Annotated in this window: 21 protein-coding genes; 12 read left to right on the top strand and 9 right to left on the bottom strand. The window is 68.9% G+C overall.

Features of this window, described 5'->3' with window-relative positions; genetic code table 11:
* The first annotated feature begins 64 nt into the window (after positions 1–64).
* The 5 genes from adhP to mgtA all read left to right on the top strand — a co-directional run bounded on the left by adhP (position 65) and on the right by mgtA (position 6,232).
* Positions 65–1,096 carry an alcohol dehydrogenase AdhP gene (gene adhP, locus J2739_RS12725; protein ID WP_309902075.1) on the top strand — a complete coding sequence of 344 codons (1,032 nt, stop codon included), beginning with the start codon at positions 65–67 and terminating at the stop codon, positions 1,094–1,096.
* Positions 1,097–1,101: 5 nt separating this feature from the next.
* Entirely contained in the window at positions 1,102–2,091 is a 990-nt protein-coding gene (locus J2739_RS12720; RefSeq protein ID WP_309902073.1) for a zinc-dependent alcohol dehydrogenase family protein, read from the top strand.
* 193 nt (positions 2,092–2,284) lie between these two features.
* Entirely contained in the window at positions 2,285–2,659 is a 375-nt protein-coding gene (locus J2739_RS12715) for a TraR/DksA family transcriptional regulator (protein WP_309902072.1), read from the top strand.
* An 86-nt stretch (positions 2,660–2,745) separates the two neighbouring features.
* Complete coding sequence (locus J2739_RS12710) at positions 2,746–3,546, top strand: YoaK family protein (RefSeq protein ID WP_309902070.1); 801 nt, start codon at positions 2,746–2,748, stop codon at positions 3,544–3,546.
* Positions 3,547–3,577: 31 nt separating this feature from the next.
* On the top strand, positions 3,578–6,232 hold the full coding sequence (gene mgtA, locus J2739_RS12705) for a magnesium-translocating P-type ATPase (RefSeq protein ID WP_309902069.1): 2,655 nt from the start codon (positions 3,578–3,580) through the stop codon (positions 6,230–6,232).
* A 97-nt stretch (positions 6,233–6,329) separates the two neighbouring features.
* Here the strand turns inward: mgtA and J2739_RS12700 are convergent, their stop codons facing one another.
* The gene (locus J2739_RS12700) at positions 6,330–7,169 is read right to left on the bottom strand and encodes a universal stress protein (protein WP_309902067.1); all 840 of its coding nucleotides are present in this window, start codon (positions 7,167–7,169) and stop codon (positions 6,330–6,332) included.
* A gap of 290 nt (positions 7,170–7,459) precedes the next feature.
* Here J2739_RS12700 and J2739_RS12695 point away from each other — a divergent pair, with 290 nt between their 5' ends.
* Together J2739_RS12695 and J2739_RS12690 are read left to right on the top strand one after the other, a co-directional pair.
* Positions 7,460–8,293, top strand: coding sequence for a universal stress protein (locus J2739_RS12695; protein WP_309902065.1), 834 nt, complete (start codon positions 7,460–7,462; stop codon positions 8,291–8,293).
* 226 nt (positions 8,294–8,519) lie between these two features.
* Positions 8,520–10,244 carry a PHA/PHB synthase family protein gene (locus J2739_RS12690; protein ID WP_309902063.1) on the top strand — a complete coding sequence of 575 codons (1,725 nt, stop codon included), beginning with the start codon at positions 8,520–8,522 and terminating at the stop codon, positions 10,242–10,244.
* A 48-nt stretch (positions 10,245–10,292) separates the two neighbouring features.
* Here the strand turns inward: J2739_RS12690 and J2739_RS12685 are convergent, their stop codons facing one another.
* Positions 10,293–12,824 (bottom strand): cation-translocating P-type ATPase, encoded by a 2,532-nt coding sequence (locus tag J2739_RS12685; RefSeq protein ID WP_309902061.1) that lies wholly within the window; start codon positions 12,822–12,824, stop codon positions 10,293–10,295.
* A 310-nt stretch (positions 12,825–13,134) separates the two neighbouring features.
* Between J2739_RS12685 and J2739_RS12680 the strand changes: the two genes are divergently transcribed.
* Positions 13,135–13,779: a hemerythrin domain-containing protein gene (locus tag J2739_RS12680; protein WP_309902059.1), complete on the top strand. Its 645-nt coding sequence runs from the start codon at positions 13,135–13,137 to the stop codon at positions 13,777–13,779.
* A gap of 74 nt (positions 13,780–13,853) precedes the next feature.
* On the opposite strand, the gene chrA is transcribed toward J2739_RS12680, so the two are convergent.
* From chrA to J2739_RS12665, 3 genes are all read right to left on the bottom strand, one after another.
* Positions 13,854–15,098: a chromate efflux transporter gene (chrA, locus tag J2739_RS12675; protein ID WP_309902057.1), complete on the bottom strand. Its 1,245-nt coding sequence runs from the start codon at positions 15,096–15,098 to the stop codon at positions 13,854–13,856.
* A gap of 96 nt (positions 15,099–15,194) precedes the next feature.
* Positions 15,195–15,782 (bottom strand): hemerythrin domain-containing protein, encoded by a 588-nt coding sequence (locus tag J2739_RS12670; RefSeq protein WP_309902056.1) that lies wholly within the window; start codon positions 15,780–15,782, stop codon positions 15,195–15,197.
* Between the two features lie 114 nt (positions 15,783–15,896).
* Positions 15,897–16,319 (bottom strand): universal stress protein, encoded by a 423-nt coding sequence (locus J2739_RS12665; protein WP_309902054.1) that lies wholly within the window; start codon positions 16,317–16,319, stop codon positions 15,897–15,899.
* 132 nt (positions 16,320–16,451) lie between these two features.
* On the opposite strand from J2739_RS12665, the gene J2739_RS12660 reads away from it, so the two are divergent.
* The gene (locus J2739_RS12660) at positions 16,452–16,973 is read left to right on the top strand and encodes a universal stress protein (RefSeq protein ID WP_309902052.1); all 522 of its coding nucleotides are present in this window, start codon (positions 16,452–16,454) and stop codon (positions 16,971–16,973) included.
* Between the two features lie 54 nt (positions 16,974–17,027).
* Here the strand turns inward: J2739_RS12660 and J2739_RS12655 are convergent, their stop codons facing one another.
* Both J2739_RS12655 and J2739_RS12650 read right to left on the bottom strand, forming a co-directional pair.
* On the bottom strand, positions 17,028–18,584 hold the full coding sequence (locus J2739_RS12655; RefSeq protein ID WP_309902050.1) for a bifunctional aminoglycoside phosphotransferase/ATP-binding protein: 1,557 nt from the start codon (positions 18,582–18,584) through the stop codon (positions 17,028–17,030).
* Positions 18,585–18,663: 79 nt separating this feature from the next.
* Positions 18,664–19,161, bottom strand: a complete 498-nt coding sequence (locus J2739_RS12650; RefSeq protein WP_309902048.1) for a universal stress protein — start codon at positions 19,159–19,161, stop codon at positions 18,664–18,666.
* A gap of 338 nt (positions 19,162–19,499) precedes the next feature.
* Here J2739_RS12650 and phbB point away from each other — a divergent pair, with 338 nt between their 5' ends.
* On the top strand, positions 19,500–20,219 hold the full coding sequence (phbB, locus tag J2739_RS12645) for an acetoacetyl-CoA reductase (RefSeq protein ID WP_309902046.1): 720 nt from the start codon (positions 19,500–19,502) through the stop codon (positions 20,217–20,219).
* Positions 20,220–20,332: 113 nt separating this feature from the next.
* On the opposite strand, the gene J2739_RS12640 is transcribed toward phbB, so the two are convergent.
* Complete coding sequence (locus tag J2739_RS12640) at positions 20,333–20,548, bottom strand: hypothetical protein (RefSeq protein WP_309902044.1); 216 nt, start codon at positions 20,546–20,548, stop codon at positions 20,333–20,335.
* Positions 20,549–20,708: 160 nt separating this feature from the next.
* Here J2739_RS12640 and J2739_RS12635 point away from each other — a divergent pair, with 160 nt between their 5' ends.
* Together J2739_RS12635 and J2739_RS12630 are read left to right on the top strand one after the other, a co-directional pair.
* Complete coding sequence (locus tag J2739_RS12635) at positions 20,709–21,446, top strand: winged helix-turn-helix domain-containing protein (RefSeq protein ID WP_309902042.1); 738 nt, start codon at positions 20,709–20,711, stop codon at positions 21,444–21,446.
* Positions 21,447–21,449: 3 nt separating this feature from the next.
* Entirely contained in the window at positions 21,450–23,504 is a 2,055-nt protein-coding gene (locus tag J2739_RS12630; RefSeq protein ID WP_309902040.1) for a PAS domain S-box protein, read from the top strand.
* Here J2739_RS12630 and J2739_RS12625 read toward each other — a convergent pair.
* Positions 23,501–24,232, bottom strand: coding sequence for a Crp/Fnr family transcriptional regulator (locus J2739_RS12625; protein WP_309902038.1), 732 nt, complete (start codon positions 24,230–24,232; stop codon positions 23,501–23,503). The genes J2739_RS12630 and J2739_RS12625 overlap by 4 nt on opposite strands.
* Positions 24,233–24,267 lie beyond the last annotated feature (35 nt).

Here is a 24,267-nt window from a genome sequence, read left to right as displayed (position 1 = left end):
CAAACCGCTTTGCGGGATGCAACAGGGGCGGTCCACCACATTGTGTCCAGACTTGGAGATCCTCATGAAACTGATGAAAGCTGCCGTCGTCCGCGAGTTCGGACGTCCTCTCCAGATCGAGGAAGTGCCCGTGCCCGAAGTGCCGGCGGGCCAAATCCTGGTGAAGGTGGCCGCCTCCGGCGTCTGCCATACCGATCTGCATGCGGCGCAGGGCGACTGGCCGGTCAAGCCTGCCCTGCCCTTCATCCCCGGGCACGAAGGCGTGGGCCATGTCGCGGCCGTCGGCAGGGACGTGAAGCACGTCCGGGAAGGCGACCGGGTCGGCGTGCCGTGGCTGCATACCGCGTGCGGGCATTGCGAGCACTGCATCACCGGCTGGGAAACGCTGTGCGACCACCAGCAGATGACCGGCTACACCGTCAACGGCGGCTATGCCGAATACGTGCTCGCCGACCCGGGCTATGTGGGCCACCTGCCGGCCAATGTCGGTTTCACCGAGATCGCGCCCGTGCTGTGCGCCGGCGTCACGGTCTACAAGGGACTCAAGGTGCTGGACTGCAAGCCGGGCGACTGGGTGGCCATCTCCGGCGTCGGCGGCCTGGGGCACCTGGCCGTGCAGTATGCGAAGGCGATGGGCTTCCACGTCGCCGCCGTCGACATCGACGACGAGAAGCTGCAACTGGCCAAGGAGGTCGGCGCGGACATGCTGGTCAATGCTGCGAAGCAGAACCCCGCGGTGGAAATGCAGAAGGCCGTGCGCGGCGCGCACGGTGTGCTGGTCACCGCGGTGTCGCGCAGCGCCTTTGCCCAGGCGCTGGGCATGCTGCACAAGCGCGGCACCATGTCGATGGTCGGTCTGCCGCCGGGCGATTTTGCGCTCCCCATCTTCGACGTCGTGCTCAACGCCAAGACGGTGCGCGGCTCGATCGTCGGGACGCGGATGGACCTGCAGGAGGCGCTGGCCTTCGCCGCAGAGGGCAAGGTGCGAACGGTCTGCAGCGAAGACCGGCTCGACAACATCAACCAGGTCTTCGATCGCATGCGCGAAGGCCAGATCGAAGGGCGGGTTGTCATGCGTCTGACCGACGAGGCTTAGCCGCCATGCAAGCGATGGTGCTCGGCGGCGCGGGCCAGGCGCTCCGGATGGAACAACGCCCGCTGCCGGAGCCAGCCGCCGGCGAGTTGCGCCTGCGGGTGCTGGCCTGTGCGGTCTGCCGCACGGACCTGCACGTGGTCGACGGCGATCTGCCGCTGACCGTGCTGCCGATCGTGCCGGGCCACGAAATCGTCGGCGTGGTGGAGGCGCTCGGCGCAGGCGTGCACGCCCATCGCATCGGCGACCGCGTCGGCGTCCCCTGGCTGGGCCACAGCTGCGGCCACTGCGCCTACTGCGCCGGCGGCAGCGAGAACCTGTGCGATGCGCCGCGCTTCACCGGCTACCACCGCGACGGGGGCTTCGCCACCCACGTGCTCGCCGAAGCCGACTTCTGTCTGCCGCTCGGCACGTTGACGCAGGAGCCGGCCCGCATCGCGCCCCTGATGTGCGCCGGCCTGATCGGCTGGCGCAGCCTGAAGGCGGCCGGCGAAGGCGCCCGGCGCCTGGGGCTCTACGGCTTCGGCGCCGCCGCCCACCTGATCGCGCAAGTCGCCGTCGGCCAGGGCAGGCAGGTCCACGCCTTCACGCGGCCGGGCGATACCGCGGGCCAGGCCTTTGCGCGCTCGCTCGGCGCCGCCTGGGCCGGAGGGTCGGATGAAGTGCCCGCCGAATTGCTGGACGCCGCGATCATCTTCGCGCCCGCCGGCGAACTGGTGCCGACCGCCCTGCGCGCCGTGCGAAAAGGTGGCCGCGTGGTCTGCGGCGGCATTCACATGAGCGACATCCCCTCCTTTCCCTATCGTTTGCTGTGGGAGGAACGGCAGCTCGTGTCGGTGGCCAACCTGACGCGGCGCGATGCCCGCGAATTCCTGGATGTCGTGCAGGCGCATCCGCCGCAGGTCCACACGACGACCTATCCGCTGGCCCAGGCGAACGAGGCGCTCGCCGATCTGCGGGCCGGCCGGCTGCAGGGAGCGGCGGTGCTGCTTCCCTGAGCGCGGTTTCGCGCGCCTTCCGGCGGAGCCTGGACCTCGCCCTTGCATGGGTGGCGCGCGGAGTCCGAGGCGTTGGCCACGATGCCATCGCAAAAGGGGCGCCCCGATTGACAACGGTTTGACGGATGTCAAGGTCCGGCCCATCGCCGGCGGCGACGATCGTCGTCGTTCCTTCGATTTTTTGAGAGCCCTCATGAACCACTTGACTGCAGCGGACCGCGACGCACTGGCCGATCAGCTCCGGGCGATGAAACGCAATGCCCTGGATGAAATCCGCAGCACCACGGCGGACATCGAAGCCAGCCTGCCGCCTTCCATCCACGAGGTTCAAAGCCAGGCCGACGAGGCCGAAGCCGAACGCCTGGGCGACGTGCGCTTCGCCGAAATGGAGATCGACCGCGCCAGGCTGCGCGACATCGAATACGCGCAACAGCGCATGGCAGACGGGCGCTACGGCATCTGCACGGACTGCGGCGAACCCATCCCGCGCGAGCGCCTGTTGGCGCAGCCCATTGCCCTGCGCTGCACCGCCTGTCAGCTGGCGGCAGAGAACCGGCAACGCCCATGACCGGGATTCCCGGAAGGCCACGGGCCCGTTGCCGAGCTTGATTCACCGCTCCTTCCCGCCAGGCGCACCGCGGTACGATCCATAGCATGCGCCGCCTACGCTTCCTCACCGGCCGGCACCGCACCCCCGCCATCAACACGCTGCTCGGGCTGCTGCTCGCCTTCATTGCAGGTGCCGTCAACGCCGGCGGCTTTCTCCTGGTGCACATGTACACCTCCCACATGACCGGCTTCGTCTCGATGCTTGCCGACAACCTCGTGCTTGGCAACATGGCGCTGGTCCTCGCTGCGACGGGCGCGCTCACGGCATTCACCTGCGGCGCGGCATCCACCGCGGTGATGGTGAACCTCGCGCGGCGGCATGGATTGCGCAGCGGATTCGCGCTCCCCTTGCTGCTGGAAGCGCTTCTGTTGCTGTTGTTCGGCCTGGTCGGCGCCACCACCCTGAACCACACGACGCCGTTCGCGGTGCCCCTCACCGTTCTGCTCCTGGCTTTCCTGATGGGATTGCAGAATGCCTTGGTCAGCAAGATCTCGTCCTCCCAGATCCGGACGACGCACATGACGGGCGTGATCACCGATCTCGGCATCGAGCTCGGCAAGCTCATCTACTGGAACCGGGCCGGCATGCCTGCACGCGCGCAGGTGCGAGCGAACCGCGCCAAGCTGCGGCTGTTCGCGCTGCTTTTGTCTCTTTTCCTGCTGGGCGGACTGGTGGGCGCCACCGGTTTCAAGTACGTCGGATTCGTCTGGGTGGTCCCGCTGGCGGCCTTGCTCTTCGCCGTATCCCTGCCGCCGCTGCTGCAGGATCTGCGCCTTTCCAGCCGCCTGCGCGCCATGATCGGCCGCGTGGCCCGTGCGCTGCCGCCACGCGCCGATCACCGCTGAGCGCGAGAAGGCCAGGCGTGAGCACATCGGCATGAAAGGCACCCGTCACCGCACGCGGTCGCGGGTGACTGCACCGACCTCGCCGGAAGCCAGCGCCACTTCTTCGGACCCGGAAGCGTTCTGGAGTCGCGACGCCGCGGCCCTGCTGGCTGAACTCGACAGCGGCATCCAGGGCCTGTCCTCGGACGAAGCGGCCCGCCGCCTGAAGTCGGAAGGCTTCAACGCCCTCGACGAAGAGCCGGAAGCCCAGGTCGTGCGGCTCGCCCTGGGGCAATTCAAGAGTCCGCTCGTGCTGATCCTCGTCTTTGGCGGCGCGGTGTCGGCCTTCCTTCGCGACTGGCTGGAGGCCGCAATCATCCTCGCCGTCGTGCTGGGCAGTTGCGGCCTCGGCTTTCTGCAGGAATACCGCGCCTCGAAGGCGGTCGCCCAGCTGCGCAGCAGGCTCGCCCTCACGGTGAACGCGCTGCGCGACGGCGCAAGGCGCGTGGTCCCGACACGCGAGCTGGTGCGCGGCGACGTCCTCATGCTGTCGGCCGGGAACCTGGTTCCGGCGGACGGCATCGTGCTCGAAACCCGCGATTTCCTGGTGACGGAAGCCAGCCTGACCGGCGAATCGTTCCCCGTCGAAAAGCAGCCGGGCGTGCTGCCTCCGGGAACTCCGATCGCCGGTCGCACGAATGCGGTCTACCTGGGCACGTCGGTGCGCAGCGGCACGGCCACGGTGCTCGTCGTTCGCACCGGCGAGCACACGGCTTTCGGGGCGGTGGCGCAGCGGCTGCGCGCCGCGCCGCCCGAGACCGAGTTCACGCGCGGTGTCCAGGAGTTCGGCATCCTGCTCGTGCGGGTGATGGTGGTGATGGTGCTGTTCGTGCTGATCGTCAATCAGTGGATGGGGCGTCCCTGGATCGAGTCGATGCTGTTCGCCGTCGCCTTGGCCGTGGGCCTGTCTCCGGAGCTGCTGCCCGCGATCGTGAGCGTCACGCTGTCGGCGGGTGCGCGCCGAATGGCCGACCGCGGCGTTCTCGTGCGCCACCTCGAGGCGATCGAGAACCTCGGCAGCATGGATTTCCTGTGCACCGACAAGACAGGAACGCTCACCGAAGGCGTGATGACGCTCGAGGCCGCCACGGCGCCCGACGGCACGGCCTCGCCCGAGGTCTTGCGCCTGGCCTTCATGAACGCCGCTTTCGAGACGGGCATCGACAATCCGCTGGACGCCGCCCTGGTCGCCGCCGGCGCGAAGGCAGGGTTGTCCAAGGCCGGCCTGCGCAAGATCGACGAGATCCCCTACGACTTCCTGCGCAGGCGCCTGACGATCGTGCTGGCGCCGGAGGCCGGCGGGGCGCACGTGATCGTGACCAAGGGTGCCTTCGCCCAAGTGCTCGCAACATGCACCCGGGTCGCGCGCGGGGGCGCCTGCGTGCCGCTGGACGACGAAGAGCGCGAGCGACTCGACGCATGGTTCCGCGAACAGGGGAGCCGCGGCTTCCGGCTGCTGGCATTGGCCACACGCGAGGTCGAACCGCGCAGCAGCTACGCGCACGACGACGAGGCCGAGATGTGCTTCGCCGGCTTCCTGCTGTTCCTCGACCCGCCGAAAGCCACGGTCTTGCGCACCTTGGAGACGCTCGCCGCGTACGGCGTGGGCATCAAGGTGGTCACCGGCGACAACCGCTACGTTGCGGCCCACGTGGCCAAGAGCGTGGGCCTGGATGCGCAGGCCATGCTGACCGGAGAGCAGATCGGCGCCATGAAGGACGAGGCCCTGTGGCACCACGCCCAGAAGACCGTGTTGTTCGTCGAGGTCGATCCGCAGCAGAAGGAACGCATCGTGCGCGCGCTGCAGCACCACGGCCATGCCGTGGGCTACCTGGGCGACGGCATCAACGACGCGCCTGCGCTGCATGCCGCCGACGTGGGCATCTCGGTCGACGGCGCGGTGGATGTGGCGCGCGACAGCGCCGGCGTCGTGTTGCTGCGGCCCGATCTCGATGTGCTGTGCCAGGGCGTGCAGGAAGGCCGCCGCACCTTCGCGAACACGCTCAAGTACGTCAGCATCACCACCAGCGCCAACTTCGGCAACATGGTCAGCATGGCCCTGGCCGCTCCGCTGCTGCCCTTCCTGCCGCTGGCCGCCAAGCAGGTCCTGCTCAACAACTTCCTGTCGGACCTTCCCTCGATCGCGATCTCGTCCGACCGGGTCGACGAGGATCGGCTCGCCAGCGCGCAGCACTGGGATGTGCACGACCTGCGCCGCTACATGCTGGTGTTCGGCCTGACGAGCTCCCTGTTCGATCTGCTGACCTTCTGGCTGTTGCTGAAGGTGTTCCATGCCTCCGAGCCGCTGTTCCAGACGTCCTGGTTCGTCGTCTCGCTGCTGACGGAACTTGCGGTCCTGCTCGTGCTGCGCACGCACCGGCCGGCGTGGAAAAGCCGGCCCGGGACCGTGCTGTGGACGACCACGCTGCTCGTGGCCGCGGTGGCGCTTGCGCTGCCTTTCATCCACCCCGTGGCCTCGCTTTTCGGCCTGGTTCCTCTCCCACCCGGACTGCTGGGCGCCATGCTCATCGTGGTGCTGGCCTACGTGGCGGCGACCGAGTTCGCCAAGCGGCGCTTCTATGCGCTGCCGCGCCGGCGCACGCGAAAGCGGCGCTCGAAGCGCTTACGAGCCCCGGCGCCATCCTGAACTTCGCGCGCCTTTCGCGGCGACGGCCCCGCCTGAGGCTCTGCGTGCAGCCGGCTCATTGCGATGCTCATGGGCCGCACGATCCCATCGCAGTGCCTCAATGGGCGATCAGAACGGGCACCGTCATGTGCGATAGCACTTCCCGCGTCACGCCGCCCAGGACCATCTCGCGCAGCCGCGAATGCCCGTATCCCCCCATCACGATCAGGTCGGCTCCCAGGTCCGAGACACGCGAAAGCAACGCGTCGGAGATGTCGATCTCGACGACGTCCTGCTCGGCGCGCGGCTGCACGCCGTGACGCTCCAGCCAGCGAAGCATTTCGGGGATCAGCAGGGCTTCGCCTGCATCGGCCCCGGTGCCGCGAAACGAGGCGAGCGTCACCCGGCGCGCGCCGGCCAGCAGCGGCAGGGCTTCGCGCATCGCCAAGGCCGCAGCGCGGGAACCGTCCCAGGCGAGCAGCACGTTCTTCCCCAGATCCCCGAAGTCGCCGGCATAGGGCACCACCAGCACCGGCCGTCCGGCGTGCAGCATCACCTGCGGCACGAGACCGCGCGCCGGCACATCGGAATCGGTGGCGCTGTCCTCCTGGCCCAGCACGATGAGATCGCTCGATCGGCCGTGCGCGATGAGCTCGTCGATCGTCGTGCCCTCCACTTCGCGTACCTCGTGCGAATGCGCGTCCGCGGCGTTCACCACGGCCCTGAAGCCCTCGCTGATTCCGTCCGCGCGCTGCCGCAGGTAATGCGCGGATTCGGCAATGAAGTCGGTCATGCCGGTGGGAAGGGCGTTCGCCGGAATCGTCCCGTCGAGCAGGCCATTGGGCAACAGCCCGACCAGATGACCGCCCTGCGCCTTGGCGATGCGGGTCGCCAGCGCGACGCGGGCGCGGCACCTGTCGGTGTGGTCCAGATGAACGAGGATGGTCTTGAAATTCATGGGTAGTCCGCTTCGTTGGGTTTGCTGCGTTCATCTTCGAGGCGCGCAGGGCCCTCGGCCTTGATGTGGGTCAACCCGACGCGAACGGACCGCCACCCCCGATCGCTGGGCCTCATCGGCAATGGATGCGGGCTTGATCCAGCGCAAGGCGGCGCGCGCCGGCGCTCCTAAAGTGGCGTGGGCGCCGCTCGAGGAAGCGGGCCTCGATCTTTACGACGAAAGGCCATGAAGACATGAGATCCGATGCCCGGCTGCGCACCAGCGCCATGAATGGCTGAGGAGATCACGCCATGGAATCCTTGCGCTCGATCCTCGTTCATCTCGACGGCAGCACGCATGCCGAGGCACGGCTGCAGTTCGCGCACCGCCTGGCGAGCGCGTGCCAGGCGGCCCTGACAGCCCTGTTTGCCGTGGCACCCCAGTTCCTGCCGCTGCACCCGTTGCGCGCGGACACGTTCTCCAGCCGCATGCCGCGAGGCGTCGACGCTGCCCATCGGGCCCACGCGCTCGCGCTGTTCGAACGCGCGCGCTCCTGGGGAGGCACCGCGCTCGCGTGGCAGGAACTCGACGACGAGGCGGTCGTCGAAAGCTTCGCGCGGCGGGCGCTGGCGGCGGATCTTCTCGTCCTCGGCCAGCGCGACCCGCTGGATTCGAGCGGCTTCGATGTTCCCGGCGACCTGACGGAGGCGGTGATCATCGCCAGCGGCCGCCCGTCGCTGGTCGTCCCCTTCGCCGGTGTCGCCGCCCCGATCCCGCAGACCGTACTGGTGGCCTGGAAATCGACGCCGGAAAGCGCGCGCGCCCTGAGCGCATCGCTCCCCCTTCTTCGCGGCGCAGCAAAGGTGCACCTGGTGTGCGCCGAGGACAACGTCGACGAGACCCACTCGGCACCGGTGGAGCTCATTCCCTATCTGCGGCTTCACGGCATCGAACACGTCCACGAGCACCGGCGGCTGGGCGACAAGGATGCGGGCAGGGAGATCCTGTCGCTGGCGGGCGAAACCGCCGCCGACCTCATCGTGATGGGCTGCTACGGACATGGCCGGGCGCGGGAGCTCGTGCTGGGCGGCGCCTCGCGCACTGTCCTTGAATCCATGCGGGTGCCGGTGCTGATGTCGCACTGACCCGATCCCGGGCGGGCGCGCGCATCGCCAGTCGCCGAAGCCTCGATGCCGCCTCGACGACGGCCAGGTTCGAGCACCCTCGGTGCCCCTCGCGATCCCGCCATCTTGACCGCGCCAGGCATCCGGGACTTGACGCCGATCAAGGCCGCTGCTGCATCGAGCCGGCATGCTGCGAGGGTGTTCGATGCCGGACACGTCACGAACACGAACGCGAGCAAGACCCACGATGGATGAACGAATCGACGAACTGGACCGCACCCTTCACGCAGGCATCGCCCTGTGGACGCGCGGGCTCTCGCCCGCGGCCCTGATGCTCGCCTGGTCGGACTGGGCCGTGCATTTCGCGGCACAGCCGGCCCGCGCCGCACAGCTGACGATGGTCCGGCCCTGGATGCAGGCGATGGACGACGCCGCCCGGGCCCTCCAGCCACCCCAGCCACAGCACGTGAGTCCCACTCCGGATCGGCACGCGTTGGACCGGCGGCTCGGCGATCCCGCATGGAACATCTGGCCGTTCAGCGTGTACCGCGATGCCTTCCACGCGGCCGAGCACGCGGTGCAGGAGCTCACCGACGACGTGCCCGGGGTCGAGCGCCACCACGGACAGGTGGTGTCCTTCGCCGCTCGCCTGTTGCTCGGCATCTGTTCGCCCGCGAACTTTGCCGCGACCCATCCGCTGGTGGTCCGGAAGACGGCCGCGACCGGGGGAATGAACCTGCTCCAGGGCGCCCGCGAATGGGCAGAAGACCTGCAGCGAAGCCTCGCCGACGCTCCCGCCAAGGGAGCGGAGTCCTTCGTGCCCGGCAAGCAGGTCGCCTGCACGCCCGGCAAGGTCGTGCTGCGCAACCATCTCATGGAGCTCATCCAGTACGCGCCCACGACGCCGACCGTTCACGCGGAGCCGGTCCTGGTGATGAGCGCCTGGATCATGAAGTACTACATCCTCGACCTGTCGCCGCACAACTCCCTCGTCCGCTACCTGCTCGACCAGGGCTACACGGTGTTCGCGATCTCATGGAAGAACCCCGGCGCCGAAGACGCCGACCTCGGCATCGAGGACTACCTGGCACAGGGCCTCATGGCCAGCCTCGATGCCATCGGTGCGATCGTGCCGCGGCAGAAGGTCCATGCCATGGGCTACTGCCTGGGCGGGACCCTGCTCGCCATCGGCGCCGCCGCCATGGCGCGCGATGGCGACGACCGGCTTGCCACGGTCACGCTGCTGGCGGCCCAGACCGACTTCACGGAGCCGGGCGACCTGAGCCTCTTCGTCGACGAGAGCCAGCTCAGCTTCCTGGAGGACGTCATGGCGCGCCAAGGCTTTCTGGATGCGGACCAGATGGCCGGCGCCTTTCATCTGCTGCGCGCGGTGGACCTGATCTGGACGCCCATGGTGCAGAACTACCTGCTGGGCGAGCGCGCACCGCTGACCGACCTCATGGCCTGGAACGCCGACGGCACGCGCATGCCCTATCGCATGCACGCGGACTACCTGCGCAAGCTCTTTCTCGAAAACGACCTGGCGGAGGGGCGCTTCATGGTGCACGGGCGTCCCGTGTCGCTCGGCGATATCGAAGTCCCGATCTTCGCCGTCGGCACTCGCACCGACCACGTGGCCCCCTGGCGCTCCGTCTACAAGCTCAACCTGCAGTGCGACACGGACATCAGCTTCGTGCTGACGGACGGCGGGCACAACGCGGGCATCGTGAGCGAGCCCGGACACGAAGGCCGCCACTACCGCATGCATCACCGGGCGAGGAACGCGCCCTACGTGCCGCCGGACACCTACCTGGCGCAGTCCGCGCAGGTCGACGGCTCGTGGTGGCCGGCGCTGCAATCCTGGCTGGCCGCCCACTCGGGCGCCAGGCGCAAGCCGCCGCCCATGGGCCATGCGCGATCCGGCTACGCGCCCCTCTGCGATGCACCGGGCACCTACGTGATGCTGCGCTGAGGCCGGCTCTGTGCGTCCGCGCCCGGTCCGGAGCAACGCACTCGGTGCTCACCGCGGCCCGGTGAAGGGCGGCGGTGCGCATGCCTGCCCATCGCGCCGGAATCCACCGCGCAGGCGCCACGCGGCCCATGCAGCAGGCAGCGCAGGCACCAGCACCCAGGCGCCCGGCACCTCCGGCAAACCGAAGGCCGGCGCCACGCCCGGAAGGCCCAGCAACAGCATCCAGACGATGCCGACGCCGAGCAGGAGGCCGTGGAACGCGGCATTGGCGCCCGCCGGGCCGGCCGCGGGCGCCCGGAACCAGAGCAGCAGCAGCAAGTTGCCGGCCACGATGGCGCCCAGGCTCGCCAGGCGCAGCCCCGGCGCCGGCACGTCCCACGCGCGGCAGAGCCACTGAACCACCACGACGCCGGCCAGTGCAACAGCCCCGAGCGCCAGCGCACGCACGGCCGCGCCCGGCGAGAACAGGCTTTCCTTCGCCCCCCGCGGCGGCACGCGCATGCTGTCCTCGGGCGCCGGCTCGGCCTCGAACACCAGGGAGCAAGCAGGGTCGATCAGCAGTTCCAGCAAGACCACGTGCAGCGGCAACAGCAGCGGCGGACCTCCCAGGACCACGGGAATCAGCGCCACGCCCACGATCGGCACGTGCACGGCGAACAGGTAGCCCAGCGCCTTGCGCAGGTTGATGAAGATCCTGCGGCCGGCGCGCACCGACGTGACCAGCGAGGCGAAGTTGTCGTCCAGGAGCACGAGCGCGGCGGCTTCCCGCGCGACGTCGGTGCCGCGCCGGCCCATGGCGACGCCGATGTCGGCGGCCCGCAGCGCCGGCGCATCGTTGACGCCATCCCCGGTCATCGCGACGATCTCGCCCCGCTGCTGCAGGGCCTGGACGATTCGCAGCTTCTGCGTCGGGTCGACGCGCGCGAAGACGTGGACGTCGCGGACGCACTGCCGCAGTTCGAGCTCGCTCATGGCCGCCAGTTCGCTGCCCGACAGGACGCGGACCTCCGCGCTGCCGGGCACCAGCCCGGCCTGGCGTGCAATGGAGCGCGCGGTCAGCGGCGAATCGCCGGTGATCATCACGACCCGGACGCCGGCGTGCCGGCATTCGTCGATGGCGCGCGGGACCTCGGCGCGCAGCGGGTCCGAGAAGCCGAGCAGGCCGAGCGGCGCCAGCCGCAAGCCCTCGGGCAGCGCCTCGTCGGGGCCGGGCCGCGGCGCATGGCCTTCCGCCACGGCGAGCACCCGCAGGCCGGCCGCGGCCCAGGCTTGTGCCGTCCTGGCCAGTGCCTGCAGCAGGTCGACGGGAGCGTCGCACAATGCCAGCACGGCTTCCGGCGCGCCCTTCACGGCGACCGAGCACTCGGGCTCATCGCCGGCGCGCCACCAATGCACCACGTACGGCCTTCCCTCGCGCACGCCACGGCGGCCGAGTGCTCGCAGCCGTGCAGGCAAGCTGAGCGACGCCGCCACCGCGGCACGATGGATGGCGCGGTCCATCGGCTCCACGCCCTCGGCCATGCTCGCCTTCATGGCGCCTTGCAGCAGGCGATGAAAGCGCGGCTGCGCGACGTCGTCCGCAGCGAGCCTGCGGTCCTGTGCGCCGTCGTGGAGCGCGGTGATCGTCATCTGGTTGCGCGTCAGCGTGCCGGTCTTGTCGACGCACAGGACGGTGGTGGTCCCCAGGGCCTCGATCGCCTGCGCCCGGCGCGTGAGGACCTGCTCGCGGGCGAGGCGCCAGCCACCGAGCGCGAGCATCACGCTCCAGACGACGGCGAATTCCTCGGGGATCAGCGACATGGCCAAGGTCAGGCCGACCAGCAGCCCGGCGGTCCATGATCCCTCGCGCACGGTGAACACCGTGGCTGCAACCACGCAGGTCGCCATCGCCAGCAGCGCGACGCGCCGGACCAGCCGCTTGAGCTCCTCCTGCAGCCGGCTGCGCCTGGGTTCGATCTGCGCGAGCGTGCCGCCGATGCGCCCGAGCGCGGTGTGCGCGCCGATGGCGACGACCACCGCGAGGCCGTCGCCCTGCACCACCAGGCTGCCCGCGTGGAGCATGGCGGCAGCGCCGTGCGCGCCGAGGTGCTTCGCCACCGGAATGGACTCGCCGGTGAGCTGCGATTCGTCCACCTCGATCGCATGGGACTCCAGCAGGCGGGCATCGGCCGCGAGGCGATCGCCCTCGTTCACCAGCAGGCGATCGCCTCGCACCAGCAGGTGGCTCGGAATGCGGATCGCATGGCCGTCGCGAATGACGGTGCAGCGCGGGCTGGACAGCTCCTTCAATGCATGGAGGGCCCGTTCGCTGCGCTGCTCCTGGTAGATGGAAAGCGCGCCCACCATCAGCACCGACACCAGCAGAATCGCGGCATCGCCGATGCTTCCCAGCACCGCATAGACCGACGCCGTGACGAGCAGCAGAACGAACATCGGCTGCGTGAACGCGCCCCAGGCGATGTGCAGCAGGCTCTTGCGGTCCGATGCCGGCAGGACATTGGGGCCCTCGCGTTGCAGGCGTTCGAGCGCCTGCGCCTCCGTCAAGCCCTGCGGGCCCGGGTCCGGCGTGTCGGCGGGCAAGGGCGCATCGTGCGCGGACAGCCGGCCGGCGGACGTTCGGCGGCGTCCGATCAAGGCTCGCAGGATTCCGGGTCGTCGGGGAGGGTCACCAGGCACCATGGCGTTCATCGATGGCCACCCCGGGAAATTTCGATGCGCATCGCGTCTCCTTCGCTGCGCTCAGGTTGGCAGAAGGCTGCGGCGGCGGCTTGATGCAGCGCAAGAACGCGGCACGCAGCCACGCCTGCCGCGAGGCGCTTGCTTCAGATCAAGGAAGCGGCGGCGAAGCCGCGCTAGGCTCGATTTCGTGGTGCCAAAGAGGAGGCCACCGATGACGCACCCCAGCCTGAGCATCATCCGTCATGAACACAGGGCGCTGTCCGCCATGCTGCGCTCCATCACCCTGCTGCTCGCCGAGCATCGGCGGCGCAACACGCTGCCCGACTTCGACGCCCTGCAGGCCATGCTGTTCTACATCGATGAATTCCCGGAGAAGCTGCACCATCCCAAGGAAAGCCGCTTGCTCTTCCCCAAGCTGCGCGGCCGCGATGCGCACACCGACGCGGTCCTCGATCGCCTGGAGCGTGACCATGCGCGTGGCGAGCAGGCCATCCGGGAGCTCGAACACGCGTTGCTCGGCTTCCGGATGATGAGCGCAACGGACCAGTGCGAAGCCCGCCGGCGCGATTTCGAGGCCTCGATGAAGCAATACGTCGACTTCTATCTCGACCACATGCATGTGGAGGAGACCGAGATCCTCCCTCTGGCCGAGACGATGCTCGACGCCGGCGAATGGGCCGAACTCGACGCTGCCTTTCAGATGAACCGCGACCCGCTCGCAGGGCACGAGGCCGACGAGGCCTACCGGCCGCTTTTCAGGAAGATCGTCGGTGCGCTGCAGAGCTCGGGCAGCGTCGGCTCGGCGCTCGAAGCTTTTGCGGGCGCCGCGCAGCCGACGTTCACGCCACGCCAGTGACATTCATCGGCTTCCGAAAAGCCGCGAACAAGCCGCCGTGTGGCCTGGCCTCGCCTAGGGCCTGTCAACAGGCCCTAGCCCTGCAGCAGCCAACCGGCGACGGCCGCGAGGGCGACCACGAACACGGGGGAGACCCGTGCATGCACGAGCAGCCCGAAGGCCGCCAGTGCAACCGCGAAGTCGGTGCGGCCGCGAATCGCACTGGTCCACACCGGGTCGTAGAGCGCCGACAGCAGGATACCGACCACACCGGCGTTGATGCCCGCCATCGCCGATTGGATGGCATCCCGCTGGCGCAGCGCGTCCCAGAAGGGCAAGGTCCCCACGACCAGCAGGAAGGCCGGCACGAAGATCACCACCAGGAAGACCAGGCCGCCGGCCCATCCGGACAGCGGGCCGCTCATCACGGCCCCGAGGTAGGCGGCGAAGGAAAACAGCGGGCCGGGCACGGCCTGTGCCGCGCCGTAGCCGGCGAGGAAGTCCGCATTGCTCACCGCACCACCGGGCACCACCGTGGATTGCAGCAATGGCAGAACCACGTGCCCGCCGCCGAACACCAGGGCACCTGCCCGGTAGAAGCCCTCGATCAGCGCCCACAGCGCGGAGCCGCTGGCTGTTGCCAGCAGCGGCAGGCCCGCGAGCAACATGGCGAACAGGCTCAGTGCCACGATGCCGGCACGCCGGGACACGCCGTAGCCGATGTGGATCGTCGCCTGCTGGCGCGGCAGCTTCAACAGGCGCCAGCCGACCAGTCCGCACAGGAGAATCGCGCCGACCTGGGCCAGGGCCGAAGGCAGCACCAGCGTCAGCAGCGCAGCGAAGATGGCCAGGCCGGCCCGGGGTCGATCCGGACACAGCACCTTGGCCATGCCCCATACCGCCTGCGCGACCACGGCGACGGCCACCACCTTGAGTCCGTGCACCGCACCGGAGGCGGCCAGGTCGCCATACCGTGTGATGCCGTAGGCGAAGGCGATCAGCACCAACGCCGAAGGCAACGTGAAACCCGTCCACGCCATCAGCGCGCCCAGCCACCCGGCGCGCGACAGGCCCAGTGCCATTCCCACCTGGCTGCTGGCCGGCCCCGGCAGAAACTGGCACAGCGCCACGAGGTCGGAGTAGCTGCGATCGTCGAGCCACCGGCGCCGTTCGACAAACTCGCTACGAAAGTAGCCCAGGTGCGCGACGGGCCCGCCGAACGAGGTCAGACCGAGGCGCAGAAAAGCGAACAGCACTTCCAGCGCCCTGCCGGGGCGTCGAGCGGCTGCAGCAGACTCACCCTCGCGGGGTGGGGCCGGTTCCGGTTGGGGTGACGCCATGGGGCAGTGATCCTCGACGAGTCTGGAAAGTGCGCATTGTGGCGCCAGACAATCGTCGAGAGATCCTGCGGGGGATGGCTCATCCCCGGGGGCGCATCAAGCTGCCGCTGCGCCCAGGCCGATCGGCGCCGGCACTGCGTTGACGATGCGCGTGAAGAGCGCTGCGTATTCCGCATCGGGCTCGCACCCGGCCAGCGCGTCGTGGTTCGCGCCGAAGGCCTTGTCCAGATCGGACCAGTCTTCCTCCGTCAGCACGCGCTCCGCCAGGGGCAGGATCTCCCGCTCCTCCATGGCCATGTGGGCGAGATAGAAGTCGACATAGTGCTCGACGGCCTGCTCGAAGGCCTTGCGCCGCGACTCACCCATCATCTCGAAGGCGAGCAGGGCGTGCTCCACGTTGCGGATGCGCCGCTCGCCGCGCGCATGGTCGTCGTCCAGCCGGTCGAGCAGCTCGCGCGACAGCGGTGTTCGTGCGCGCAGCTTCGGAAAGAGCAGTTCGGTTTCCTTTCGATGGTGTCGCTTCTCCGGAAACTCGTCGACATAGAACAGCATCGCCCGCAGCGCGGCAAAGTCGGGCAGCGTCCCCTGGCGGCGATGCTGTGCCAGTAGCAGGACGATGGAGCGCAGCATGGCCGCCAGGGCCGAGTGTTCGTCGCGAATGATCCTGATGGTGGAATGGGTCATGCGGGTTCCCCTTTGGAAAACGCTAGGCTCTCACGACGGACATGCGGCGACCTTGTTTCAGATCAAGGCAGTGCGTGCTGCGACGGTCGGATTCCGCGCCGATGCCCCGGCATTTCAACGCACCAGCAGGACCGGCACGCTGCACCGCGCCAGCACCTTCGTGGCGACCGAGCCGAGCACGAGGTTCTTCAAGGCGCCGACCCCGTGCGATCCCATGACCAGCAGGTCGAACTTGCCGGCTTCCGCGTACGCGGCGATCTCGTCGGCAGGATGGCCCACCTTGTGGACGAAGGTCGCGTCGATGCCCTGTTCGCGCAGAAAGGCCTGGATCGGCTCCAGCACGACGCGCGCATCGTCGTCGTAGTAGCCGTGCACCAGGTCGGGCCCCGCGAATGCAGCCGCGCGGTGCGGCACCGGAAGGACCACGTAAAGGACGGTACAGGCCTCAGACGTGCCGAGGAATTCCTTGTGCGTCGTCAGGTAGGACAGCATGCGCTTCGTGTAGTCACTGCCATCCACTGCGAGGAGGGTTTTCATGTCGAGTCTTTCGATGGATTTCGATGATCCGATGTTCGTATCCGGCTCATCGATTCCCCTTGCGCCAGATCAAGGCTCAGGGCATCGGCGTGGTGATACTGGCCTCATCTCACTTCACTTGAGGAGCAGGCCATGTATCAGCGAATCCTCGTTCCCGTCGACGGCAGCGCGACATCGAAACGCGGTCTCGAGGAGGCCATCCGGCTTGCCAAGCTGACGCAGGGACGGCTGCGGCTTTTCCATGTGATCGACGAGCTCTCGTTCGCCCTGGCGATGGATGCCTACGCGGGCTACGCGGGCGACTGGCTCAAGGTGCTTCGCGAGAACGGCAGGCGCATCCTCGACGAAGCCGTGGCCGCAGCCCAGGCCGCCGGCATTGAAGCCGACACCCAGCTCTGCGACAGCTTCTCGGGCTCGGTCCATGAGATGGTGAACGCCGAAGCCGCCAAGTGGCCGGCGGACCTGATCGTTCTCGGCACGCATGGCCGCCGCGGTGTCGGGCGCGTCGTCATGGGCAGCAGCGCGGAACACATCCTGCGCTATGCCTCGGTCCCGGTCCTCCTGGTGCGCACGCCGGAAAGCGAGACCAAGGCCGAACGGGCGGCGACGTCGGCGCACTTCAGCCTGCCCGCGGGCGTCGTGGCCTACGACTAGCGCCTGGCCCGGCGGCTCCGGGACGCTCGACCTCGCCGCCGGCGGCGACGAAGGTCAGCGAGCGCGCGCGAGCCAGCGGGCGCACAGGGACGCGATATCCACCGGCATGTCCGTCGCGACTTCCAGCGCCAGCGCGCACTCGTCCTGGCCGAGGGGTTCGTGGGTGGCCAGCTGGCGCTCCAGCACCGCCTCGGTCGCCTCGGACGCATCGCTTCCCTCGGCATCGCGCGCCGATACGCGGCGACGCAGTTGGGCTTCGGCGGCGCGGCAATGAAGAATCGAAAACGGCACGCAGAGCTCGGCGGCCAGGGCCCGGAACGCCAACCGCTCGTCCCGGCGCAGAAAGGCGGCATCGACGATCACGGGCCAGCCGGCCTGCAAAGCCGTGCGGGCGCACTCGGCCAAGCGCGCGAAGGTGCGTCGCGTCGCGTCCTGCGTGTAGATCTCGGCATGGTGCTCGGCCGAGCGTTGCCGAATGCCCAGCCCGAAGAGGCGCTTGCGCTCGACATCCGACCGCACGCGGATCGCACCGGCGGCGGCCAGCAGCGCGGCAGCCGTGGTCGACTTTCCCGAGCCCGACAGCCCGTGCGTGATCATCAGGCGCGGCGTGCGCTGCGCGTCCCGCGCGAGTCCCGCTGCGCAGCCCAGGTAGTCGGGCTCGCCGGGCGGCGGGGCGTCGCCGCCGGCTCGCGCGCGCAGGCGGCAGACCAGCGCCCGTACCAGCGCCCTGTAGACCTCGTAGAAGCGCAGAACCGGCACGCCCGCATAGTCGCCGCTGTGCTGCAGATAGGCATCCAGAAAGCGGAATGCAAGGTCTGACCGGCCATGCGCCTTCAGGTCCATCGTGAGGAAGGCGACGTCGCTCATCACGTCGATCCAGCGCAAGGCAGGTTCGAATTCGAGGCAGTCGAAGGCGGTCAGCCGGCCATCGACCGCCACCAGATTGGCCAGGTGGAGATCGCCATGGCATTCACGCACCGCGCCGTTGCGCTGCCGCGCCAGCCACGCCGTGCGCAAGGCCCTCCTCTGCTCGAACACCCAGCCCTGCAGGTCGCTCGGACAGCGCGCGCCGATGGCGCGCAGGCGGGCCAGCGCATCGACGCCAGGGCGCCCCGCCTGGTCCGGTCCGCCGAATGAGGACTCCGGCGCGGCCACCTGCGCCTCATCGTGAAACAAGGCCAGGCGCTGCGCGAACTGTTCGAGCTGCCCCGCCTGCAGGCGCCCTGCCGGCAACAGGCGGGACAGCAAGGCTTCCTCGGGGAAGCGGCGCATGCAGACGGCGAAGTCGATGGGCTCGCCCTCACCCAGGCGCGGCCGATGCGTCGTTCCGCACACCGGCACGACGCCGACATAGAGCGATGGCGCGAGCCGCCGGTTGAGGCGCACCTCTTCCTCGCAGAAGTGCCTGCGCGCCGCCAGTGTCCGGAAGTCGACGAAGCCCAGGGTGATCGGCTTCTTCAACTTGTAGGCCAGCGCCGGAGTCAGCAGCACCCACGAGATGTGGGTCTCCACCAGCGCAACCGGCTGGCCGGTGTCCGCCTGCAGATGTTCGCGCAAGGCCGTGACCAGCGTGCGATCCGCGGCGACGGCGGGCGGGATGTTCGAGTTCATCGGGACAGTGTGCGGGGCGGCCGGGATGTCCCGCACGCCGGAATGGAAGCGCGGCCTCGGGTTTCGCGAGGAGCGCGGCTCAGGCAGCGGCGGCCATCGGCGCCGCCACGCCGCTTGCTTCCTCATCGACCCGAGGGGCGTGGACGAGCAGCACAGGGACCGGCGCCATGCGCAGCACCTGTTCGGCATCGCTTCCCAGCACCGCCCGCGCGACGCCATGGCGCCCGTGCGTGCCGATCACGATGAGGTCGGCATTCCAGGCCTTCGCCTGCGCCACGACCAGCTCGGAAACCCGGCCCGCGAGCGAGGTGAAGAGCACGCTTTCCGCGTCGATGCCGGCACGCTGCGCGCGCTCCCGCCCCTGTTCGAGGATCTGCTTGCCCGCCTCGGCCATGAGCGGGACCACATCGCCGCTGTAGGTGGCGAAGGTTTCGAAGCCGGTGACGTACTTCAGCTCGTCCACCACGTGGATGAGCCGGAGCGTGGCACCGGTGAGCTTGGCCATGCGAAGCGCCTCGTCCAGGCCTCGCAACGAGGTGGCGCTACCGTCGATGGGAACAAGAATGCGTTGGTACATGAGCGGCTCCGGATCAGGAAGAATTCCTCGCCAGTTTCCGCGTCCCGGCGTGCCTCGGGCTTGATGCGAATCAACCCAAGCGCAACACGAGCGCTGTCCGTCAAAGCAGTCGAGCGCACGGTCGAGGGCCGGCCTCGATCGGGTTGCGCCATGCGCCCCCTTGATCCAGCGCAAGGCCTCCACCCGGCGCGTTTCCTAAAGTGCAGTCACCGCCATCGCGACGCTGAGCGCCGTGGCTGGCCTTCATTCGTTCGAGAAAGGACTCTCATGACCTCCGATGCCCCGCCGGAAATCGACATCGCCCGGCTGACCAGCCGATGGCGCTCCGGAGCCTGAGCATGCGCGTCGCACTGGTCACCGGCGGAACCGCCGGCATCGGAGCCGCCGTGGCCGAAGCCCTGCAGGCCGCGGGCTACCGGGTCGCCGCCAACTACGGCAGCAACGAGGCCGTGGCACAGGCCTTTGCGGGCCGCACGGGCATTCCCGCCTTCGGCTGGAACGTGGCCGATCCGGACGCCTGCCGTCAAGGCGTGGCCCGCGTGCAGGCCGAGCTCGGCCCAGTCGAGGTGCTGGTCAACAACGCGGGCATCACGCGCGACGCGATGCTGCACAAGATGAGCTTCGAGCAGTGGCGCGAGGTGATCGACGTCAATCTGGGCGGATGCTTCAACATGTGCCGGGCCGTGATCGAGGGCATGCGCGAGCGCCGCTTCGGGCGCATCGTCAATGTCGGCTCCGTCAACGGGCTCTCGGGCCAGGCGGGGCAATGCAACTACGCCGCGACCAAGGCCGGGCTGATCGGCTTGACGAAGTCGCTGGCGCTGGAAGGCGCCTCACGCAACATCACGGCCAATGTGCTGGCACCGGGCTACACCGACACCGCCATGGTCGGCGCGGTGCCGCCGGACGCGCTGGCGCAGATCCTCAAGGCCGTGCCCGCGGGCCGGCTCGCGACGCCGGGCGAAGTCGCGCGCGGCGTGGTGTTTCTCGTGGCTGACGAAGCGGGCTTCATCACCGGTACCACGCTGTCGATCAACGGCGGCAAGTACATGGCCTGAGCGGACCTGAGCGCCGCCGCACGGCCGCCCGCCGGATCACGAGGTGCGGCATTGCCACGCCCCGCGCGGTCGAGGCCCGGTCTCGCGCCGAAACCCGCACCGTCGGTCGAGGCCTAACCATCGAGCGGCACGCCCCCGCCGAAGCGGCAGACCCAGCGGTCCCACAGGTCCTGGCCGACCGCGGCCATCGACTTCTGCCAGATCATGAGCATCTGGGCCTGGCGCTGCTGCGCCTGCAGCAGCGTTCCGACGGCCGCAGCCTGCCATTCGAGGGCCAGGCCAAGTTGCCCGCCATGATGCGAGGGACGTGGTGAGCTTTCGGTCGTCATGAGGTTCTCCGGGGAAGTAAGCCTTTAGCTTCACACGGCGGCGGTCCGGATTGGTTGATGTGGCTCAAGCTGCGCCTTCATGGCGACCGGCAGAGGACCGCGGCCGGCCTAAAAATCCGGACGCATTCTCCAGATGCCCTCAATTGGCTAACATCCGCAGGTGACCGCCACCACCCACCTCGCCGTTCTCGATGATGAAGTCGAGATCACCACCCTGCTTGCGGGTTACCTGCAGGGCCATGGGTTCCGCGTGAGCCAGTTGCATTCCGGCGCGGCGCTGCTGGAATTGATGGCCCAAGACGCACCGGCGCTGGTCCTGCTGGACCTGGGCCTGCCCGGGGAGGACGGCTTTGCCATCGCGCGCCAGCTGCGCGAACACTGGCGCTGCGGCCTGGTGATCGTCACCGGCCGGGGGGACGCGGTCGACAAGGTGGTCGGCCTGGAGATCGGCGCCGACGACTATGTGACCAAGCCTTTCGACCTGCGCGAACTGGTGGCGCGCATCAAGGCGGTGCTGCGCCGCGTCGTTCCCTTGGAAGCCGGGGAGACCAGGCCGGGCGCCGAAGAAGAGGCCACCCTGCTTCGCTTCGCCCAATGGGAGCTGGACATGGCGGCGCGCCGCCTGCTGGACCCGCGCGGCACGGAGGTCGGGCTGACCACCGGCGAGTTCGACCTCCTCAGCACACTGGCCACTCACGCGGGACGCGTGCTGTCGCGCGACTTCCTTCTCGAAGCCACCCGGGGCCGCGACGGCGGCCCCTTCGACCGCACCATCGATGTCCAGATCGGGCGCCTGCGCCGCAAGCTCGAGGACGATCCCAACAATCCGCAGATCATCAAGTCGGTCAGGGGCGCGGGCTACATCCTGGTTCCCAAGGTCGAGAAGGGGAGGGGCTGAGGCATGGCGCGGTCCCGCCCCAGTGTTCCCGGCGTCGACGACGGCGCGGTATTCCGTTCACTTTTCGCCGCGTACCCGGACGCGCTGCTGCTGGTCGATCTGCAGGGCGTGATCAGCCTGGCGAACCCGGCCGCACTCGAACTGCTGGGCTATTCGGCCGACCAGCTGATCGGCCTCGCGGTCGACGAACTGGTCCCTGACGCCATCCGCCCGCGCCACGCCGCCTACCGCAAGGCCTACGCGGACCAGCCGCGCACGCGGCCGATGGGCATGCAGATGGACCTGGTGGCGAAGCGGCGCGACGGCAGCGAAGTGAGGGTGGAGATCGCGTTGAGTCCCTTGCAGGATCACGGCCTTCCCTATGTGGTCGCCGCCATCCGCAGCGTCGGTGCCTACCCGCGCGTGAAGCAGGCCTTGCAGCGGGCGCGCTATGCCGAATGCCTGGCGCAGTTCGGGCGTCTTGCCGTGGACGCGCGCGAATCTCAGAAATTGCTCGAACTGGTTCCGGCCATCGCCGCGGATGCCCTGCAGGTCGAGATGGCGAAGGTCCTGCTGCTCGAGCCGAGCGGCCTCGATTTCCGCGTTGCCGCCGGCGTGGGGCTCGCGCCCGAGGAGCCGATCGGCCATCGGGTGCCCAATGAGCCCGGCTTGCCCTCGTCCACCGTGGTGGCAGAGGGCAAGCCGGTGCTGGTGGACGGCGATTCGCACGACCCGCGCTTCAGCATTCCGCCTTCCTACGCACGTGCAGGCCTCGTGTGCGAACTCTCCGTCCCGCTGGCCGACCGCGGCCGCACCATCGGAACGCTGGTCGTTCGCTCGCGAACCCCGGGGCGCTTCGGTGACGACGAGATCCGCTTCCTGGATTCGCTCTCCAGCATGCTGGCCACGGTTCTACAGCGCACGAGCAGCGAGGAGGCGCTCAACCATGCCCAGCGGCTCGAAAGCGTCGGCCAGCTCACCGGCGGCGTCGCGCACGATTTCAACAACCTGCTGACCGTCATCTCGGGCAACCTGCAGGTGCTCGAGGACACGCCCGCCTATACCGGGGACCCGTTCATCCAGCAGCTGGTCGGCGCCGCCGCACGCGCCACCCGCCGCGGCACCGAACTGACGGGCAAGCTGCTCGCATTCTCGCGGCGGCAAGTGCTGCAGCCCACGGTGGTCGACACCGCCGCGCTGCTGCATTCGTTGACCGACATGCTGCGGCGCACGCTCGACCAGCGCATCGTCATCACGCTCGACGCCGAGGAAGTGCTCTGCATTGCTGACCCGGGGCAACTCGAATCCGCGCTGCTGAACGTGGCCATCAATGCCCGGGATGCCATGCCTCACGGCGGCACGCTCGGCTTCACCTGTCACGCGGTGCCGCGGCTGCCGGTGGAGCTCGACGCCGAGCCGGGCCTGACCGAGATGGCGGGCTACGTGGCGATCTCGATCGCCGACACCGGCGAAGGCATGTCCGAGACCGTGAAGGAACGCGCCTTCGAGCCTTTCTTCACCACCAAGGAAAGCGGCCGAGGCACCGGCCTGGGCCTGTCGACCGTCTACGGCTTTGCGCGGCAGTCGCACGGCGCCGTCGATCTCCACAGCGCGCCCGGCGCCGGCACCACGGTGACGCTGTACCTGCCGCGCATCGACGCCGACGCGGGCGGGGACGAGGAATCCGAGGCCGCCGCGCTACACGGCGTGCCGCCCGGCCTGCGCGTGCTGCTGGTCGAGGACGATGCCGAGGTGCGAAGCGTGGTGCAGAAGTTCCTCGCCGCCATGGCGTGCGACGTCGTCGCCTGCGCCCATGCCGAGGAAGCGCTGGATGTGCTCGCCGCCGGCACGGAGATCGGACTCCTGCTCACCGACGTCCTGCTGGGCACCGGGATGCGCGGCACCGATCTGGCGGCAGAGGTGCACGCGCGCTGGCCCCGCCTGCCCGTGCTGCTGATGTCGGGCTATTCGAGCGGGCTGCTCTCCGAGCCCCAGGCCTGGGAGCTGCTGCGCAAGCCCTACACGCGTGCCGAGCTCGAGCGTGCCATGGCGAAGGTCTTGAACACCGCTGCGCCTTAGTGGACTGCGGCAGCCTCCATGGGCGCCATCAGGTTCTGGATGAAGCTCGTCAGCGCTTCCACCTTGGGGATGCAGATGTCGCGCCGGCCTTTCTCGATGAAGTAAATCACGTCGCAACGCGCCAGCCTTGACAGCCCGCGGCTTACGGACTCCAGCGTCATGCCCAGGTAGTTGCCGATCTCGGCCCGGGTCATGTGGAGGGTGATCTGGTCGTTGCGCAGGCCGCGCTGGGCGAGCGCATCGGCCCAGTAGCGCAGAAAGCCGGCCACGCGGGCATCGGCGGGCAGCGTGCACAGCGAGAGCAGGGAATCGTGGTCGCGCACGAGTTCGCGGCTCATGGCCTCGTGCAGTGCGGTCAGCAATTCAGGCGTGTCGAGAGCGGCCTTGAGCAGGGCGTCGTAGCGGATCGTCCAGACCTCGCCCGTATCCATCGCGATCGCATCGCAGCCGTAGTGTCCTGCCGCGATGCCGTCGAGGCCCAGCCAGTCGCCCTTGAAGTGGAGGCCGACCACCTGTTCCCGGCCCTCGTCGGACAGGTTGACCATCTTGAAAAAGCCCGAGTTGACGACATACAGGCAGCCGAACGCCTGCCCTGCCTGGTAGACCGAGTCGCCCGTGCGCACGATGCGCCGCTGGACCGGCAAGGTGCCCTCCAGCAGCCGCAGCATGTCCGTGATGCGCTGCACGCCCGATGGCGCGGATTTGGGAAGGCGAGTCGTTTCAATCATTTCTTACCCCTCATGGATCGATGGAGGGAGCTTAG

Source organism: Variovorax soli (assembly GCF_031454625.1).
GTDB classification, from domain to species: Bacteria; Pseudomonadota; Gammaproteobacteria; order Burkholderiales; family Burkholderiaceae_C; genus Variovorax; species Variovorax soli_A.
Note: the sequence above shows the minus strand (reverse complement) of the source record. Positions and strands in the feature narration are given on the sequence as shown.

What these genes read in the sequence shown, in the direction of transcription:
- adhP (WP_309902075.1), top strand. Translation starts at nt 65, where the DNA reads ATGAAACTGATGAAAGCTGCCGTCGTCCGCGAGTTCGGACGTCCTCTC.
- J2739_RS12720 (WP_309902073.1), top strand. Translation starts at nt 1,102, where the DNA reads ATGCAAGCGATGGTGCTCGGCGGCGCGGGCCAGGCGCTCCGGATGGAA.
- J2739_RS12715 (WP_309902072.1), top strand. Translation starts at nt 2,285, where the DNA reads ATGAACCACTTGACTGCAGCGGACCGCGACGCACTGGCCGATCAGCTC.
- J2739_RS12710 (WP_309902070.1), top strand. Translation starts at nt 2,746, where the DNA reads ATGCGCCGCCTACGCTTCCTCACCGGCCGGCACCGCACCCCCGCCATC.
- mgtA (WP_309902069.1), top strand. Translation starts at nt 3,578, where the DNA reads ATGAAAGGCACCCGTCACCGCACGCGGTCGCGGGTGACTGCACCGACC.
- J2739_RS12700 (WP_309902067.1), bottom strand. Translation starts at nt 7,169, where the DNA reads ATGAATTTCAAGACCATCCTCGTTCATCTGGACCACACCGACAGGTGC.
- J2739_RS12695 (WP_309902065.1), top strand. Translation starts at nt 7,460, where the DNA reads ATGGAATCCTTGCGCTCGATCCTCGTTCATCTCGACGGCAGCACGCAT.
- J2739_RS12690 (WP_309902063.1), top strand. Translation starts at nt 8,520, where the DNA reads ATGGATGAACGAATCGACGAACTGGACCGCACCCTTCACGCAGGCATC.
- J2739_RS12680 (WP_309902059.1), top strand. Translation starts at nt 13,135, where the DNA reads ATGACGCACCCCAGCCTGAGCATCATCCGTCATGAACACAGGGCGCTG.
- chrA (WP_309902057.1), bottom strand. Translation starts at nt 15,098, where the DNA reads ATGGCGTCACCCCAACCGGAACCGGCCCCACCCCGCGAGGGTGAGTCT.
- J2739_RS12670 (WP_309902056.1), bottom strand. Translation starts at nt 15,782, where the DNA reads ATGACCCATTCCACCATCAGGATCATTCGCGACGAACACTCGGCCCTG.
- J2739_RS12665 (WP_309902054.1), bottom strand. Translation starts at nt 16,319, where the DNA reads ATGAAAACCCTCCTCGCAGTGGATGGCAGTGACTACACGAAGCGCATG.
- J2739_RS12660 (WP_309902052.1), top strand. Translation starts at nt 16,452, where the DNA reads ATGTATCAGCGAATCCTCGTTCCCGTCGACGGCAGCGCGACATCGAAA.
- J2739_RS12655 (WP_309902050.1), bottom strand. Translation starts at nt 18,584, where the DNA reads ATGAACTCGAACATCCCGCCCGCCGTCGCCGCGGATCGCACGCTGGTC.
- J2739_RS12650 (WP_309902048.1), bottom strand. Translation starts at nt 19,161, where the DNA reads ATGTACCAACGCATTCTTGTTCCCATCGACGGTAGCGCCACCTCGTTG.
- phbB (WP_309902046.1), top strand. Translation starts at nt 19,500, where the DNA reads ATGCGCGTCGCACTGGTCACCGGCGGAACCGCCGGCATCGGAGCCGCC.
- J2739_RS12640 (WP_309902044.1), bottom strand. Translation starts at nt 20,548, where the DNA reads ATGACGACCGAAAGCTCACCACGTCCCTCGCATCATGGCGGGCAACTT.
- J2739_RS12630 (WP_309902040.1), top strand. Translation starts at nt 21,450, where the DNA reads ATGGCGCGGTCCCGCCCCAGTGTTCCCGGCGTCGACGACGGCGCGGTA.
- J2739_RS12625 (WP_309902038.1), bottom strand. Translation starts at nt 24,232, where the DNA reads ATGATTGAAACGACTCGCCTTCCCAAATCCGCGCCATCGGGCGTGCAG.